The sequence below is a fragment of the Sulfitobacter sp. EhC04 genome (assembly GCF_001650875.1).
Lineage (GTDB): Bacteria > Pseudomonadota > Alphaproteobacteria > Rhodobacterales > Rhodobacteraceae > Sulfitobacter.
The window spans coordinates 65242-77960 of sequence record NZ_LXYI01000018.1; the positions used below are offsets into that span (position 1 = coordinate 65242).

Below are 12719 nucleotides of genomic sequence, written 5' to 3' on the forward strand. Positions count from 1 at the left end.
CAAGGTCACTCGTTGTTGAAGTCTGGATCTGCGAACGGGTGGGTGATGGGGTCGCCGTTGTAGCCGCAGGCGAGGCAAAGGCTTTCGCGAAGCGGGGCCAGGGCATGGTTTTCAAAATCGTCGTCCCGGAAATCCGCCGCGTCATCGACGCCGGGAATTTCGTCGTGGATCGTTTCGGTCAGCCATTCGGCCAGCGCCAATGTCGGCATGGCGTCTCGGGACCGGAGGCGGTCGCTGAAAAATGCCACCGGCAGTTTCGTCGTGTCATGCAGCCACTGGATGATTGGTCCCGGCTCTTCTTGATCTGAGATGTCGTGCAGCAAGGTGGCGAAGCCTTCCTTGGTGCGGCCATAGATCGACCAGAATTGAGCATCCTCTGGCGAACAGACGCAAATGTCTGAGCCTTGGGAGCAGAGTTTGATCGCGTCCTTCACTGGCGCGATTTCCAGCTCAACGATGTGTTCAGATGCGATAAAGCTGGCCAGTGTTTCGCTGGCAGGGATACCGTTGGGGATCATGACAGCTGCTCCCTTGCTGCAAGAACCAAGAGCAGGACGATGATCACCCAAAGTTGGTATTCGAGCGCGGCGAGGCTGCTAAGTGCCTCGCCGGTGGTGATGCTATTCGGGATCATGCTGCCGCCCTCGCGTTCAGCTGGGCGCGGTAGAGTTCGCTGTCGTGCCGGGCTTCGGCGGCGATGCCGGCGAACATCATCTGACGGTGCGCATCGTCCATGTTGCGAATGTCGGTTTCGCCTCCGTCCGCGAACCGGCTTTCGATGTAATCGCAGATGGCCGCGAAGGTGTCGGCGGGCATGCAGTAGCCGCGCTCGTAGTATCTGATCGAGGCGCGAAGGTCGGCGGCGCCAATCCGCGGTTTCGGGCCGAAATATCCATGCCGCAACTGTGCCGCGATCTGCGCCGCCGTGAGCGTGACGTTCAGGCGCTTCATGGCCGTTTTCCTCGTCTCCGGGTATTCTGGAAAGAGGACGGTTCGGGGGGATTGGTTGTGCATTTGTCTCTCCACTAGGGGCGGGCTTCATTGCCCTGTACCACAAATATAGTGAAAAAAGATATCTAGCGCAAGTATGTAGTGATTTTAAATCGCTATAAAACAACAGCCTGCAAGATTACCGCCTAATATGTATCGGTTATCGCAGCTTCTTTTTGACTTTTGCCATTCAACTTGACAGATTGCGGCAAGGCGCATCTGTGCCCGGGTTCTCCCCCCTGAGCGATCAAGCTCTTGGTTGGTCGCTCTAAACGGGGCCGAATTGGCGCGGTGGGGAAGAGGTATCCCGCCAGGCTCATAACCTGGAGGTCGGTGGTTCAAATCCATCCCGCGCAACCAGAATACACCGCGAGAGAGAGCCATCCGACCCCAATGGGGTGAGCCGGGCTTGAAGTCGGGGGCGGGCTGTCGGATCAGCGCGCCCCCGCAGTCATTCAGAGATCGCCTCCAGCCAGTTAGCAGACATCCCCTCGGGTGACTGGTTGTTGAGGCGTAGGCGAGGGGGGAGCGGCGGCAGGCCCCCTCGCCACAATTTCACAACCAAAGATTGATTATGAGCGTCAAAGGTCTCCGAAATCACCGAGGCTAGACTTACCAAAGGTTGAAATCAGGCTGATTTGGCCGCTTTTTCGCTCATTCAGCATCATATCGTGACAACACCGTGAGAGACCTATGACAGGAAAAGACCCCAAGACAGGACGCTTCACGGCAGGCAACAAGTTCTGGGAAGCCCGCAGCACACATGGTGTGAAGCCCAAGTTCGAAAGTGCAGATGACCTGTGGGATGCTTGTGTCCAGTATTTTAATTGGGTGCATGACAATCCTTTGTATGAGGACCGGCTTGTAACTTACATGGGTGACTCAAAGCACGAACCAGTCTCCAAAATGCGCGCCATGACGATCAGCGCCATGTGCCTATTCATCGACGTGACCCGCACAACGTGGGACGAATGGAAGAAAACCCGTGCCGACTTGTCTGACATCATTACGCGAACAGAAGCGATTATCTTCGCTCAGAAGTTCGAAGGGGCGTCGGCGGACTTGCTTAACCCGAATATCATCGCCCGCGAGCTGGGTTTGGCTGACAAGAAAATCCACGGCAACGATCCGGAAAACCCGATGCCGGAGCAACAAGTGACCGTGTATCAACTTCCAGACAATGGGCGCGATTAGGGCAATCAGGCCGCAGCCCGGTCCACAGGAAAACTTCCTAAGCTCACCCGCTGACATTGCGATATATGGGGGCGGTGCTGGCGGTGGGAAGACTTGGGCGCTCTTGCTCGAGCCGCTGCGCCATACGGCGAACAGGGGCTTTGGCGCTGTGTTCTTCCGGCGCTCCACTGTTCAGGTGCGAAACGAAGGCGGGCTTTGGGATGAGAGCGAAAAGCTCTATTCGGTTATCGGCGCGGCGCCACGGTCTCACAACTTGCAGTGGCGGTTCCCATCTGGAGCGACTGTTTCATTCGCCCACCTGGAGTACGACAAGACAGTTCTGGATTGGCAGGGGTCGCAGATCCCGTTGATCGGGTTCGATGAGCTGACGCACTTCAGCGAGAAACAGTTCTGGTACATGGTCTCTCGTAACCGGTCCATGTGCGGGGTCCGACCTTACATCCGGGCGACGTGCAACCCGGACGCGGATAGCTGGGTTGCACGGTTTATTGCATGGTGGATCAATCAGGATACCGGGCTTCCGATCCCTGAGCGGGCCGGTGTAATCCGGTGGTTCGTTCGTGTTGGCGATGTGATTTCATGGGCGGATCATCCTGACGAGTTGGCGCACCACAAAATGCCTGATGCGAACGGGCAAATCATCCCCATCCCGCCAAAGTCTGTGACCTTCATTCCGGCAAAGCTGACAGACAACGCCGCTTTGATGGAGGCTGACCCATCCTACATGGCATCGCTGATGTCGCTTCCCACCGTGGAGCGCGAGCGGTTGATGGGCGGTAACTGGAAAATCAGACCCGCTGCAGGTCTGTATTTCAATCGAAGATGGGTAACAGTTGTCGATGCAGCTCCTGCGGATATTCAGTGGGTGCGTGGTTGGGATTTGGCCAGCACGCCAAAGACCGAAGGCAATGACCCAGATGCGACGAGCGGCACGAAAGTCGGCAAGACTCCGGATGGCCGGTATTTCGTCGGAGACAACACGTCTGATCATCTCGGTCCAGCTGGTGTTGAGAAGTTACTCAAGAACACAGCCATTGATGACGGCAAAGAAGTTCAAATCGACCTTCCACAAGACCCGGGGCAGGCGGGTAAAGCGCAAATTGCAACGCTGGTAAAACTTTTGGCAGGCTTCAATGTTCGGTCAAGCACCGAAACTGGCAGTAAGATCACGCGCTTCAACGGGTTCTCGGCGCAAGCCGAAGCTGGAAACGTCTTTGTGGTCAGAGGTGCCTGGAACGAGCGGTGGTTCAGCTCTCTTGAAGGCTTTCCAGAGGCAGAGCACGACGATGATGTCGACAGCACGAGCCGTGCGTTCAACGCCATCGTGCAAAAGAAAGCATTCCACTGGTACGTTGGCGGAGATGAAACCTAATGAGCATTTTTAACCCCCGTACATGGTTCGGGTCACAGCAAGAGGCGAAGGCGTCTGCGGCCGGATCCATTGTCATGCCCTACGGGGTGGGGCTGCCCGTTTGGACGCCGCGGGATTATGCAAGTTTTGGCAGAGAGGCCTATCAGCTCAATCCCATCGGCTACCGCTGCGCCAAGATGATCTCTGTTTGCGCAACCGTGCCGGGCTGGTTGCTTTTCGATAAGGCGGGCAATGAGATCACTGAGCACGAATTGCTTGATCTGCTTGCGCGCCCGGCACCAGGGCGGGGCGGTGCCTTCTTCTTCGAGGCCGTCTATACCTATCTGATGTTGGCCGGGAATAGCTATATCGAAAAGGTCGGACCCGAAGGTAAGCCGCCAAAGGAGCTTTGGACCCAACGCCCGGACCGCATGAAGGTCATCCCCGGCCAGTATGGGCTGCCATCTGCCTATCAGTTCGAAATGTCCGGAAAGAAAAAGACTTGGCCAGTCAATCAGGTCACGCTTGAAAGCGACATCCTGCATCTGCGCGAGTTTCACCCACTTGATGACTGGTATGGTCTGAGCCGGGTCGAGCCCGCCGGTCAAGGTATTGATCGTCACAATTCGGCGTCAGCGCACAACAAGGCGCTGCTCGACAATGGAGCCCGGCCGTCGGGCGCATTGGTCTTTCAGCCGATCACTACCGATGGACAGGTCATCAGCGCACCTGACGACGTGCTGGAAAAGGCCGAACGCGAACTGAACAAACGCCATGGTGGGCCGAAAAATTCTGGCAAGCCGATGGTTTTCGGCGGCAACGTCAAATGGGAAGAGATGGGGATCTCGCCAAAGGACATGGATTTCGATGCGTCCAAGCAGGACGCCGCCCGCGACATCTGCGTGGCTTGGGGCGTCCCGCACATCCTGATTGTTCGGGGGTCCTCCACCTACAACAACGTCAAGGAAGCGAAGGTCGAGCTTTACGAAGAGACGGTGCTGCCGCTTGTGCAATCGGTCACTTCCGAGCTGAACGCTTGGCTGACTCCGATGTTCGGGGATGGCCTAAAGCTGGCACCTGATCTCGACAGCATCCCGGCGCTGGAGCCTCGCCGGGAATCGAAGCGCAAAACGCACGTCGAATTGCTTGAAAAGGGTGTTCTTGATGCCGACGAAGTGCGCGAGGCCCTGCAATATGGTCCGCGCAAGGCAGGGTCGATCCAGTCCTTTGACGCTTCGGTTCTGACGGCATTGGTCAACGCGGTTGAAACAACCGGCTATACGCCGCTGCTTCGGTACATGAAGAGCGTGGGCCTGTTCGACCCTTCGATGACCGAAAAGCAGGTGCTGGAAGAAGCTATGCGGGTTCTCGATGACCTCGATGACGACGATGTAGATCCTGACGATGACGATGACGATGACACAGACCCCGAAAACGAGGATGACGATGATGAATAACCTGCTTGAACTGAAGGACGGCCTCTTCAAAGGCGACCTTGGCGGCGCGTTGCAGATCGACACCAAAGCGGTCTCCGAAAACGGTGAATTTGAGGGGTATGCGTCCCACTTCAACGTGGTCGATCAGGGCGATGATATGATGATGGCAGGCGCCTTTAAGGAAAGCCTGAGCCAGATCCCCGCCGAAAAGGTGCGGATGCTCTACCATCACGACCCCCGCGAGGTGATCGGAAAATACACTGAGATCCGCGAAGACGCGACGGGTCTGTTCGTCAAAGGGCGGCTCTTTCTGAGCGTCCAGCGCGGCAAGGAGGTTCACGAGCTGATGAAAGAGCGGGCCATCGAAGGCCTGTCTATCGGCTACAGGACCAAGCGTTACGAGATCGACCGAGACAATGGCGTTCGTCGCCTGCTCGCTGTGGATCTTCGGGAAATTTCGGTGGTCACGTTTCCAATGGAAGCGATGGCAGGCATCACGCTGGTCAAGCACGACGGCAGCCTTCCAACCGAACGCGAATTTGAGCGGTATCTCACGCGGGATGCTGGTTTCACCGCTCAACAGGCCAAGGCGATCATCGCCGACGGCTACAAATCACTGAACAAGGCCGCGCGGGACGCCGGACAGGGAAGTGATGACGCTGGGTTTTCCCAGCTTCTTCAACAGGCAACCGCACTTCTGCGCGCCTGACAACAACCTCAAAATAGGAGAGACACGATGTCTCATTCATTCGGGGCCACCACGGCCCGCGCTCCCGCACGTCCGCTTGAGCGCAAAGACGAAACTGGCAACGACGTCAAAGACCTCGATAAGAAGGCCATCGGCGAGTTCATGGGTGCCTGGGGCGAGTTCCAGAAGGCCAATGACGAACGCCTCAAAGGCATCGAAGGCAAATTCGATGACGTCGTGACCAACGACAAGCTGAAGAAGATCGAAGGCACCTTGGACAAGTTCGAGGGCATCAACCAGAAGCTGACCCAGCTGGACGGCACCAAGGAAGCGCTGGCCGATCTGGACAAGAAATTTGGCATCCTCGAAACCGCAATCAACCGCACGACCAACAAAGACCAGTCGCCTGAAGAAAAGATGACCGGTCGCAGCGATTGGGCGCGGGCAGTTGTCCTGGCGCACCAGCAAGGCACGGCCAACCTGCCCGAAGCGCAGCAAAAGGCTCTGTCCGACGTGATCGAAGAGTACAAGGCTCTGAACATCGGCACCAACACGGAAGGCGGCTACCTGGCTCCGGTCGACATGGTGCGCGACATCATCAAGGCGGTTACCGAGATCAGTCCGGTTCGTTCGTTGGCCCGCGTCCGTCAGACCGGCATGAAGTCGGTAGAGATCCCGAAGCGCACCGGCCAATTCGCGGCGCAGTGGGTTGCGGAGCAAGGCACGAAGGCCGAAACCGAGGGCCTGACGTGGGGGATCGAAGAGATCACCACCCACGAAATGTTCGCCCTGATCGACATCACCAACCAGATGCTCGAAGATACGGTCTTCAACATTCCGGCCGAGATCGAAGAGGAATCGGCGGAGCAGTTCGCCCTTGCTGAAGGCGCGGCCTTCGTGAACGGCACTGGCGTCGGCAAGCCGCAGGGCTTCATGCAGCACGCGGATGTTGGCTTCACAAACTCCGGTTCGGCGACCACCATCGCGGACGTCGACGGCCAGGCGGATGGGCTGCTTCAGATGAAGTATTCGCTCAAGACCGCCTACGCCCGGAACGCCACTTTTGTGATGAACCGGACAACCATGGGGCAGGTGCGTCGCCTCAAGGATGGCGACAAGAACTACATCTGGATGCCCGGCCTCGCCTTGGGACGCCCGAACACCATCGACGGCGACCCCTATGTCGAAATGCCCGACATGCAAAACGCCGGCGCAGGGACGTTCCCGATTGCCTATGGCGACTTCCGCCGCGCCTACACATGGGTGGACCGTCTCGCGATGGAAATGCTGCGTGATCCCTACACGCAGGCCACTTCTGGCAAGATCCGCTACATCATGCGCAAGCGCGTGGCGGGCAAGGTCACATTGGCCGAGGCCATCAAGAAACTGAAGTGCGCAGCATAAGCTGACACTTTCGGCGGGACTTCGGCCCCGCCATTTCCCAAACCTCTTGAAAGGAGTATGAGACATGGCTTCCCGTGATCTCTTCAATGACATCCATCCGGTTATCGCAATTGCGCCGGTGGTTGTGTCGGATGGCACCGCCGCAGTCAGCGCGGCCATCGACACGGCGGGCTATGAGTCCGTCACCTTCATCATCGCCACCGGCGTTCTGGCCGACGCGGACGCAACCTGGGCCGTGACGGTCAAAGACGGCGAGGACGCAACGCAGGGCAATCACACGGCGGTCGCTGATACGTTCCTGATCGGGACCGAGGCGGATGCTGGTTTCCAGTTCGATGACGACGGCGTTACGCGCAAGATCGGCTACAAGGGCGGTCAGCGGTACGTCTCAATCGAGATTGACGACGTGGTTGCCAACTCTGGCAGCGCCCCGATCAGCGTCATCTGCATCTTGGGTCACCCCCACACGCGGCCCACGGCCAACCCGCCCGCCTGATAGGACTGCTTGACTTGCTGCGGGCCCTCGGGTCCGCGGCCTTCAACCCCAATTTGGAGAACCGACATGAAATGTCTGATCCTGAAGACCTTCGAGTACACCGATGAGCAAAACGTCGGCACCAAGACCGCTTTCGAAGACACGACCGTCGAGATCCCCGATGATCTTGTGGCCGGTCTGTTCAAAGAAGGCTTTCTGACCGATCCCGAAAATCCCGATGTGCGCTATGAAGACCGCGCACGGAGTTCGTCCGGGGCTGGCTCATTGTCAAACAAGGATGCCGGCGCATCTTCTGAAAACGCAGCCGACCTCAAAGGCGCGCAAAATGATCCAGACCAGGGCGACGGCCAAGGCACGACCGTCGAGATCCCCGAGGGATGGGCCGATCTGTCCGCAAAGGACTTGCGGGAACTGGCCGACAAATTTGCCGAGACGCCGACGGCCAACAAGGATGAAGCCGTGGAGGCGATCAAAGCCGAAATCGCCAAGCGTGAGCAGGCGCAAGGCTGATGTCGGTTCGCCAAGATCTTCACATCCTTCAGGGTGCGACGTGGCAGTTTTCGTTCGTCTACCTGGATGGGGAGGGGGCGGCGGTCGACGTTTCAAATTATGAGGGTCGGCTCGCGATCCGGGCCGACTTTTCATCCTCGACCGAGGCGTATCTGACATCCACCGGCGGCGAAGTTGACGGGTCGATTACGTTGGGCGCCGACGGGACGGTGACGCTTGCCATGACCGCACAAGACACCACAGGCCTGCTAGATGATCTGTCTGAATTGCTGGTCTTTGGCGACATGGCGTACCGCGCCGAGCGGTTTGTCGAATTTATCTATGACCTGAAACTGATCGGCGATGGCACAACCGTGCGGGCGCTGCAGGGCAAGGTGATCGTTGAGCGGGAGGTGACACGCTGATGGCATTGGTCGTTGAAACCGGGGCAGGGATCTCGGGCGCGGAATCGTATGCGACCGTCGCAGCGATTGATGCCTTTTGGGGTAACCGTCAGCACACCGAGTTTTACACGGCCTGGGATGCGGCTTCCGCCGAGGCCAAGGAGGGCGCGGCGCGTGAGGCCTCTGGCTATCTCGATGCGCTGTTGTCGACCTCCTACCGGGGGCGGCGCAAGGGATGGCTGCAAGGTCTGGAGTGGCCCCGCAGCGAAGCGCGCGACGACGACGGCTTCGATCTGCCGGCCCTGCCGCCGCAACTGATCCGGGCGACGTGCGAACTTGCGGCTCGGGCCGTGACCGGACCACTGTCGCAGGATGCCGAGGTCAGCGGCGGGATCAAGCGAACCCGGCTGAAGGTGGACGTCTACGAGGAAGAGACCGAATATGCTGGAACGGCGAGGCAGGAGGCAAAGCATGGCTCCGTGCTGGAAAGCCTCGCGCCGATCCTGACCGGCACCCAGCCGGGGGCGCGGCAGACTTGGGCGTGGCGATGAGTGAGGCCTGCCCTTACTGCGGGGCCATCGGCACCTTTTTGTTGGCTGGGGGGCCTCGCGCGGCCCGGTATATCTACTGCGAGGGCTGCCAACAGCGCGGCCCCGTCGCCGCAACTACTGCTCTTGCCTGGGCTGCATTTCATGAGAGGTTCGGGCAACCGAAACGAGGAACAGACCAATGATGATCATGCGCATTCCTGGCTTCACCCGCCTGCTCGGAAAATCCCAAGGCTATCTCGGCCTGCCAGTCAAGGACACCGCCGTCTATGACACCGTGCAGGACAAGCACCTGCCAGCCATCGTCACAGCCTGGCAGCCGGATCCCGAGGAACTGGCAGCGCTGAACGCGGGCGCCTCGATCCGGGTGACGCTGATCGGCACCGACATCTGCAGCGGCCAGCATCCGCCAATCATGCTGTCCGCTGGCCCGGTGCCTGAATAATGAACCGCGGTGACCGCATCGCGGCCAAAGTCTCTGCCGGGCTCGTGCGGGCCGCGACGGCTACAGGGGAAGGTCGGTTTTACGGCACGCTGAAGCGCAAGGCGTCCGGTGAGTCCAACCCGTGGGATGCAGAGGCGAACGGGACCGGTGAACCAACCCTGCACGAGATCTCGGGGTTGCAGACCAAGAAGCAGATCCGGGACAGAGACGGGACGCTGATCGGCAAGACGATGACGGTCCTCTTGGTGGACCCGACCGACGACGTGGTGCCCCTGAAGAGCGACGTGGTCGTGGTCGGGGTTCGAAAACAGGACGTTGACGCCGACACGGTGTTTCATGAAATCTCCGACGTGGATACGGTGGCACCGGCGGGCACGGCGCTGCTGCACAAGATCAAACTGGCCGACTAAATGCCAACGCCCGCCGAGATCGCCGCGCTCGAATCCTTCATCCACCGATGGCTTGTCCAGGAGCATCTGGACAATGACCGGGTGCTGGAGGCCATCCTGGCGTTGCACTACCCGCCTGCGATCTTCAAAGAATGGGACCGGGCGATCGAGGCGGCGTTCTACTTGGGCTTAGTTATGAACGCCGAGCCCTAAAACACCACCCCACAACCTGAGCCACACAGCATCGTCTGCGGGGTCATCTCACATGGAAGGAACCACCATGAGCAACGAAGCACACAAAGTCATCGCCACCGCCACAGATCGAGCAAACCTTGCAAAACTGGCAGAGCTACAACCTCTTATAGAAAGAGAAGCTCGAATGATTGCAACTATTCGCCGCATTCATTTTGATGCGTCAATCAAACAGGGCTTTACACCTGATCAGGCGCTTGCTCTGTGTGTGAAGCCAAGTCTCACCTAACATGGCCCGACCAACTCGCCGTACCGCCCAGCAGCGACGTATCGAACGCCTGCTTCAGCGCCATACCAAGGCTATTCGGGAGGCCTTCAGGGAGGCGATGGACAAAGGCCGCCTCAATATTGATCAGGCGGCGCTGATCCGGTTCCTGGAGCAAGGGGAAATTGAGCGGGCGGCGCAGCTGTTCCGGCTCGACCGGGGCGTTCTGTTCCCGCTCGAAAACGCCATCCGCGAAGCCGTCATTGCAGGTGGTCTGTCGGCCGTCACCGAGGCGCCCAAGGGGCTTTCGGCGGTGTTCGGCTTCAACGGCAGCCATCCGCGTGCGGTGGCGCTGGCGGAGCGCCAGGCGGGGGCGCTGATCACCAATATCACCGACGAGGCGATCAGCAACGCACGGCGGCTGATTGTGGCTGCGCTGGAGGAAAACCGAAGTCTGAACGCCCTTGCCCGTGACCTGGTGGGCCGCACGGTCGGCAACCGGCGTGTCGGTGGGGTGATTGGACTGACCAAGCCGCAGATTGACGACATGATGAGCATCCGCCAGCTTCTGCGCGACCCTAACCAGATCCGCAAATTCTTCATCCGAGATCAGGTCACCGGGCGCTGGAAACCGCGGTACAAGCTGAGTGACCGGCGTTTCGATTCCAGCATTCGCACTGCGATCAAAGAGGGTCGGGCGCTGACGTCGGCTCAGGTCGATGCGGCGATCGAGGCTTACAAGGTGAAAGCGGCAGGATACCGGGGCCGCACCGTGGCACGCAACGAAGCCTTCACCGCCCAAGCGGCAGGCCGGGACGAAGGATACCGGCAGGTCAAGGAAAGCGGCAAGGTCGAGAGCGTCACCTGTCGCTGGCAGCACAATCTCAGCCAGCAACCCCGCGAGGATCATGTGGCGATGGACGGGACCGTCATCGAGGTGGGCGAGGATTTCGTGTTTCCGGACGGCACCCGCATGAGCCACCCCCACGACCCGCGCGGCGGGGCCAAGCACAGCATCGGATGCCGCTGCATTGGCGTCTACCGCATTAAATTGCCGAAAGGATAGACCATGGCGCAGTCGTTCACCGCGCAACTGAAAAATTTCGCCGACATGACCAAGGCGAACATGCGCTACGTCGCCGCCGAGGCCATTCAGGATGTAGTCGAGGCCGCGCAGACCCCCCAGCTTGGCGTCACCAAGGGCGGAACGATGGAGGTAGGTAAGATCCCGGTGGCCGAGGCGGAACTGATCAACAGCCTGTCGACCAATGGCGGCTCTCCCGACTCCGACAGCTACGTGGTGGCGATTGCCAGTTTTGAGATCGGCGACGTGATGACCTTCGCCTGGACCGCGCCGCACGCCCTGCCGATGGAGACCGGCTATTCGATCGAGCGGGAAGATGGCGGCAGGACTGAGGTTCCAGGGCGCCACTACGTCGGCTTCAACGCGCGCCGGTTCTCGGACTTTGTACGTGCGCGGGAAGCGGAGGTTCGGACGTGATCGAGGAAGCGGACATTTCCCAAGCACTCGGGCAGCGGTTGGTCGCGATGACGGATTGCCCGGATGTGGTCTGGGAGAACAAGGACAAGCCCGCCAGCGTGGTCAGGCCGTATCTTGTCGTTGAGGTGGTTCGGGTAAGCCGGCGTGATGCGTCCCTGAAAGGGGGGCGTCGGCTGGTGAAATCGAACGGGTTCCTGCAGGTGACAGCGGTCGGTGAGCTCGACGTTTACGCCTTTCCATCTGAGCGCTTGGCGGATCGCATCGCTGGTCAGTTCCCGAGTGGCCTGCGGCTGTCGGCTGCTACAGGCACTGTTACGATCATGGATGAACCGGACATCAAGAAAGGGTATCGGGATGGCGCTGATTGGCGCGTTCCGGTGCAGATCGACTATTGGGCCAGCTGACGGTCGCCTGCGTCCTGCGCTCGGGTGGGCGCTACGACGCGACGTGGGTGGCACGGTTGCAGCGGGCGGTGGCCCGACACCTGCAGCGACCGCATCGGTTCGTGTGCCTCTCGGACGTGGCCGTGGATTGTGAGCGTATCCCGCTCGAAACGGATTGGCCGGGTTGGTGGTCGAAAATCGAGATGTTCCGCCCAGGCCTGCTGACCGGCCAGACGCTTTATCTCGACCTCGATACGGTCATTACCGGCCCGTTGGCGCCGCTGCTTTCGGACCAATTCACCATGACGAGGGATTTCCTGAACCCGAACATCATGAACAGCGGGGTGATGGCGTGGGCGGGTGACTATTCCATCATCTGGGAAGCCATGAAGGTCAATCCGGCGGGCATTATCGAGCACTACGACGCGTGGCCTGACGGGCGGATCGGCGACCAGGCTCTGATCGAGGACGTGATGCGTGCCGTGGCGATGATCTTCAGCCCCGGATTGGTGGTCAGCTGGAAGCGGGATTGCCGAAATGGACC

19 protein-coding genes and 1 tRNA gene are annotated in these 12719 nt (G+C 59.5%); 18 read left to right on the top strand and 2 right to left on the bottom strand.

All coding sequences use genetic code 11. The features are described 5' to 3' along the window. Positions 1-5: 5 nt before the first annotated feature. Together A8B82_RS09625 and A8B82_RS09630 are read right to left on the bottom strand one after the other, a co-directional pair. Positions 6-518 (bottom strand): hypothetical protein, encoded by a 513-nt coding sequence (locus A8B82_RS09625; RefSeq protein ID WP_067291364.1) that lies wholly within the window; start codon positions 516-518, stop codon positions 6-8. A gap of 112 nt (positions 519-630) precedes the next feature. After that, on the bottom strand, positions 631-951 hold the full coding sequence (locus tag A8B82_RS09630; protein WP_067291367.1) for a hypothetical protein: 321 nt from the start codon (positions 949-951) through the stop codon (positions 631-633). 323 nt (positions 952-1274) lie between these two features. On the opposite strand from A8B82_RS09630, the gene A8B82_RS09635 reads away from it, so the two are divergent. From A8B82_RS09635 to A8B82_RS09715, 18 genes are all read left to right on the top strand, one after another. After that, positions 1275-1350: transfer RNA gene (locus A8B82_RS09635), tRNA-Met, on the top strand. Between the two features lie 333 nt (positions 1351-1683). Continuing rightward, positions 1684-2184: a terminase small subunit gene (locus tag A8B82_RS09640; RefSeq protein ID WP_067291370.1), complete on the top strand. Its 501-nt coding sequence runs from the start codon at positions 1684-1686 to the stop codon at positions 2182-2184. Then, positions 2171-3556 carry a phage terminase large subunit gene (gene terL, locus A8B82_RS09645; protein WP_067291371.1) on the top strand — a complete coding sequence of 462 codons (1386 nt, stop codon included), beginning with the start codon at positions 2171-2173 and terminating at the stop codon, positions 3554-3556. The genes A8B82_RS09640 and terL overlap by 14 nt, the downstream gene beginning before the upstream one ends. Then, positions 3556-4992: a phage portal protein gene (locus A8B82_RS09650; protein ID WP_067291374.1), complete on the top strand. Its 1437-nt coding sequence runs from the start codon at positions 3556-3558 to the stop codon at positions 4990-4992. The genes terL and A8B82_RS09650 overlap by 1 nt, the downstream gene beginning before the upstream one ends. Beyond that, on the top strand, positions 4985-5680 hold the full coding sequence (locus tag A8B82_RS09655; protein ID WP_082899222.1) for an HK97 family phage prohead protease: 696 nt from the start codon (positions 4985-4987) through the stop codon (positions 5678-5680). The genes A8B82_RS09650 and A8B82_RS09655 overlap by 8 nt, the downstream gene beginning before the upstream one ends. Before the next feature lie 27 nt (positions 5681-5707). Further along, entirely contained in the window at positions 5708-7063 is a 1356-nt protein-coding gene (locus A8B82_RS09660; RefSeq protein WP_082899223.1) for a phage major capsid protein, read from the top strand. A gap of 64 nt (positions 7064-7127) precedes the next feature. Next, positions 7128-7559, top strand: coding sequence for a hypothetical protein (locus A8B82_RS09665; RefSeq protein ID WP_067291380.1), 432 nt, complete (start codon positions 7128-7130; stop codon positions 7557-7559). A 66-nt stretch (positions 7560-7625) separates the two neighbouring features. Further along, positions 7626-8069 carry a hypothetical protein gene (locus tag A8B82_RS09670; RefSeq protein ID WP_067291382.1) on the top strand — a complete coding sequence of 148 codons (444 nt, stop codon included), beginning with the start codon at positions 7626-7628 and terminating at the stop codon, positions 8067-8069. Next, positions 8069-8473, top strand: a complete 405-nt coding sequence (locus A8B82_RS09675; protein WP_067291385.1) for a hypothetical protein — start codon at positions 8069-8071, stop codon at positions 8471-8473. The genes A8B82_RS09670 and A8B82_RS09675 overlap by 1 nt, the downstream gene beginning before the upstream one ends. Further along, positions 8473-9003: a DnaT-like ssDNA-binding protein gene (locus A8B82_RS09680; RefSeq protein WP_067291388.1), complete on the top strand. Its 531-nt coding sequence runs from the start codon at positions 8473-8475 to the stop codon at positions 9001-9003. The genes A8B82_RS09675 and A8B82_RS09680 overlap by 1 nt, the downstream gene beginning before the upstream one ends. A 178-nt stretch (positions 9004-9181) precedes the next feature. Beyond that, positions 9182-9445, top strand: a complete 264-nt coding sequence (locus A8B82_RS09685) for a hypothetical protein (protein ID WP_067291391.1) — start codon at positions 9182-9184, stop codon at positions 9443-9445. Beyond that, positions 9445-9855, top strand: a complete 411-nt coding sequence (locus tag A8B82_RS09690; RefSeq protein WP_067291394.1) for a hypothetical protein — start codon at positions 9445-9447, stop codon at positions 9853-9855. Before A8B82_RS09685 ends, A8B82_RS09690 begins: the two co-directional genes overlap by 1 nt. Beyond that, positions 9856-10047 carry a hypothetical protein gene (locus A8B82_RS09695; RefSeq protein WP_067291396.1) on the top strand — a complete coding sequence of 64 codons (192 nt, stop codon included), beginning with the start codon at positions 9856-9858 and terminating at the stop codon, positions 10045-10047. A gap of 67 nt (positions 10048-10114) precedes the next feature. Next, on the top strand, positions 10115-10315 hold the full coding sequence (locus A8B82_RS23535; protein WP_082899224.1) for a hypothetical protein: 201 nt from the start codon (positions 10115-10117) through the stop codon (positions 10313-10315). A 1-nt stretch (position 10316) separates the two neighbouring features. Beyond that, positions 10317-11357 (top strand): phage minor head protein, encoded by a 1041-nt coding sequence (locus A8B82_RS09700; RefSeq protein WP_082899225.1) that lies wholly within the window; start codon positions 10317-10319, stop codon positions 11355-11357. 3 nt (positions 11358-11360) lie between these two features. Further along, entirely contained in the window at positions 11361-11792 is a 432-nt protein-coding gene (locus A8B82_RS09705) for a hypothetical protein (protein ID WP_067291401.1), read from the top strand. Next, positions 11789-12196: a phage tail terminator-like protein gene (locus A8B82_RS09710; protein WP_067291403.1), complete on the top strand. Its 408-nt coding sequence runs from the start codon at positions 11789-11791 to the stop codon at positions 12194-12196. The genes A8B82_RS09705 and A8B82_RS09710 overlap by 4 nt, the downstream gene beginning before the upstream one ends. Continuing rightward, the coding region (locus A8B82_RS09715) for a hypothetical protein (protein ID WP_067291406.1) at positions 12184-12719 on the top strand (536 nt) is incomplete at its 3' end. The genes A8B82_RS09710 and A8B82_RS09715, both read left to right, overlap by 13 nt.

What these genes read in the sequence shown, in the direction of transcription:
- A8B82_RS09695 (WP_067291396.1), top strand. Translation starts at nt 9,856, where the DNA reads ATGCCAACGCCCGCCGAGATCGCCGCGCTCGAATCCTTCATCCACCGA.
- A8B82_RS23535 (WP_082899224.1), top strand. Translation starts at nt 10,115, where the DNA reads ATGAGCAACGAAGCACACAAAGTCATCGCCACCGCCACAGATCGAGCA.
- A8B82_RS09630 (WP_067291367.1), bottom strand. Translation starts at nt 951, where the DNA reads ATGAAGCGCCTGAACGTCACGCTCACGGCGGCGCAGATCGCGGCACAG.
- A8B82_RS09650 (WP_067291374.1), top strand. Translation starts at nt 3,556, where the DNA reads ATGAGCATTTTTAACCCCCGTACATGGTTCGGGTCACAGCAAGAGGCG.
- A8B82_RS09655 (WP_082899222.1), top strand. Translation starts at nt 4,985, where the DNA reads ATGAATAACCTGCTTGAACTGAAGGACGGCCTCTTCAAAGGCGACCTT.
- A8B82_RS09660 (WP_082899223.1), top strand. Translation starts at nt 5,708, where the DNA reads ATGTCTCATTCATTCGGGGCCACCACGGCCCGCGCTCCCGCACGTCCG.
- A8B82_RS09675 (WP_067291385.1), top strand. Translation starts at nt 8,069, where the DNA reads ATGTCGGTTCGCCAAGATCTTCACATCCTTCAGGGTGCGACGTGGCAG.
- A8B82_RS09690 (WP_067291394.1), top strand. Translation starts at nt 9,445, where the DNA reads ATGAACCGCGGTGACCGCATCGCGGCCAAAGTCTCTGCCGGGCTCGTG.
- A8B82_RS09640 (WP_067291370.1), top strand. Translation starts at nt 1,684, where the DNA reads ATGACAGGAAAAGACCCCAAGACAGGACGCTTCACGGCAGGCAACAAG.
- terL (WP_067291371.1), top strand. Translation starts at nt 2,171, where the DNA reads ATGGGCGCGATTAGGGCAATCAGGCCGCAGCCCGGTCCACAGGAAAAC.
- A8B82_RS09625 (WP_067291364.1), bottom strand. Translation starts at nt 518, where the DNA reads ATGATCCCCAACGGTATCCCTGCCAGCGAAACACTGGCCAGCTTTATC.
- A8B82_RS09665 (WP_067291380.1), top strand. Translation starts at nt 7,128, where the DNA reads ATGGCTTCCCGTGATCTCTTCAATGACATCCATCCGGTTATCGCAATT.
- A8B82_RS09705 (WP_067291401.1), top strand. Translation starts at nt 11,361, where the DNA reads ATGGCGCAGTCGTTCACCGCGCAACTGAAAAATTTCGCCGACATGACC.
- A8B82_RS09670 (WP_067291382.1), top strand. Translation starts at nt 7,626, where the DNA reads ATGAAATGTCTGATCCTGAAGACCTTCGAGTACACCGATGAGCAAAAC.
- A8B82_RS09700 (WP_082899225.1), top strand. Translation starts at nt 10,317, where the DNA reads ATGGCCCGACCAACTCGCCGTACCGCCCAGCAGCGACGTATCGAACGC.
- A8B82_RS09680 (WP_067291388.1), top strand. Translation starts at nt 8,473, where the DNA reads ATGGCATTGGTCGTTGAAACCGGGGCAGGGATCTCGGGCGCGGAATCG.
- A8B82_RS09685 (WP_067291391.1), top strand. Translation starts at nt 9,182, where the DNA reads ATGATGATCATGCGCATTCCTGGCTTCACCCGCCTGCTCGGAAAATCC.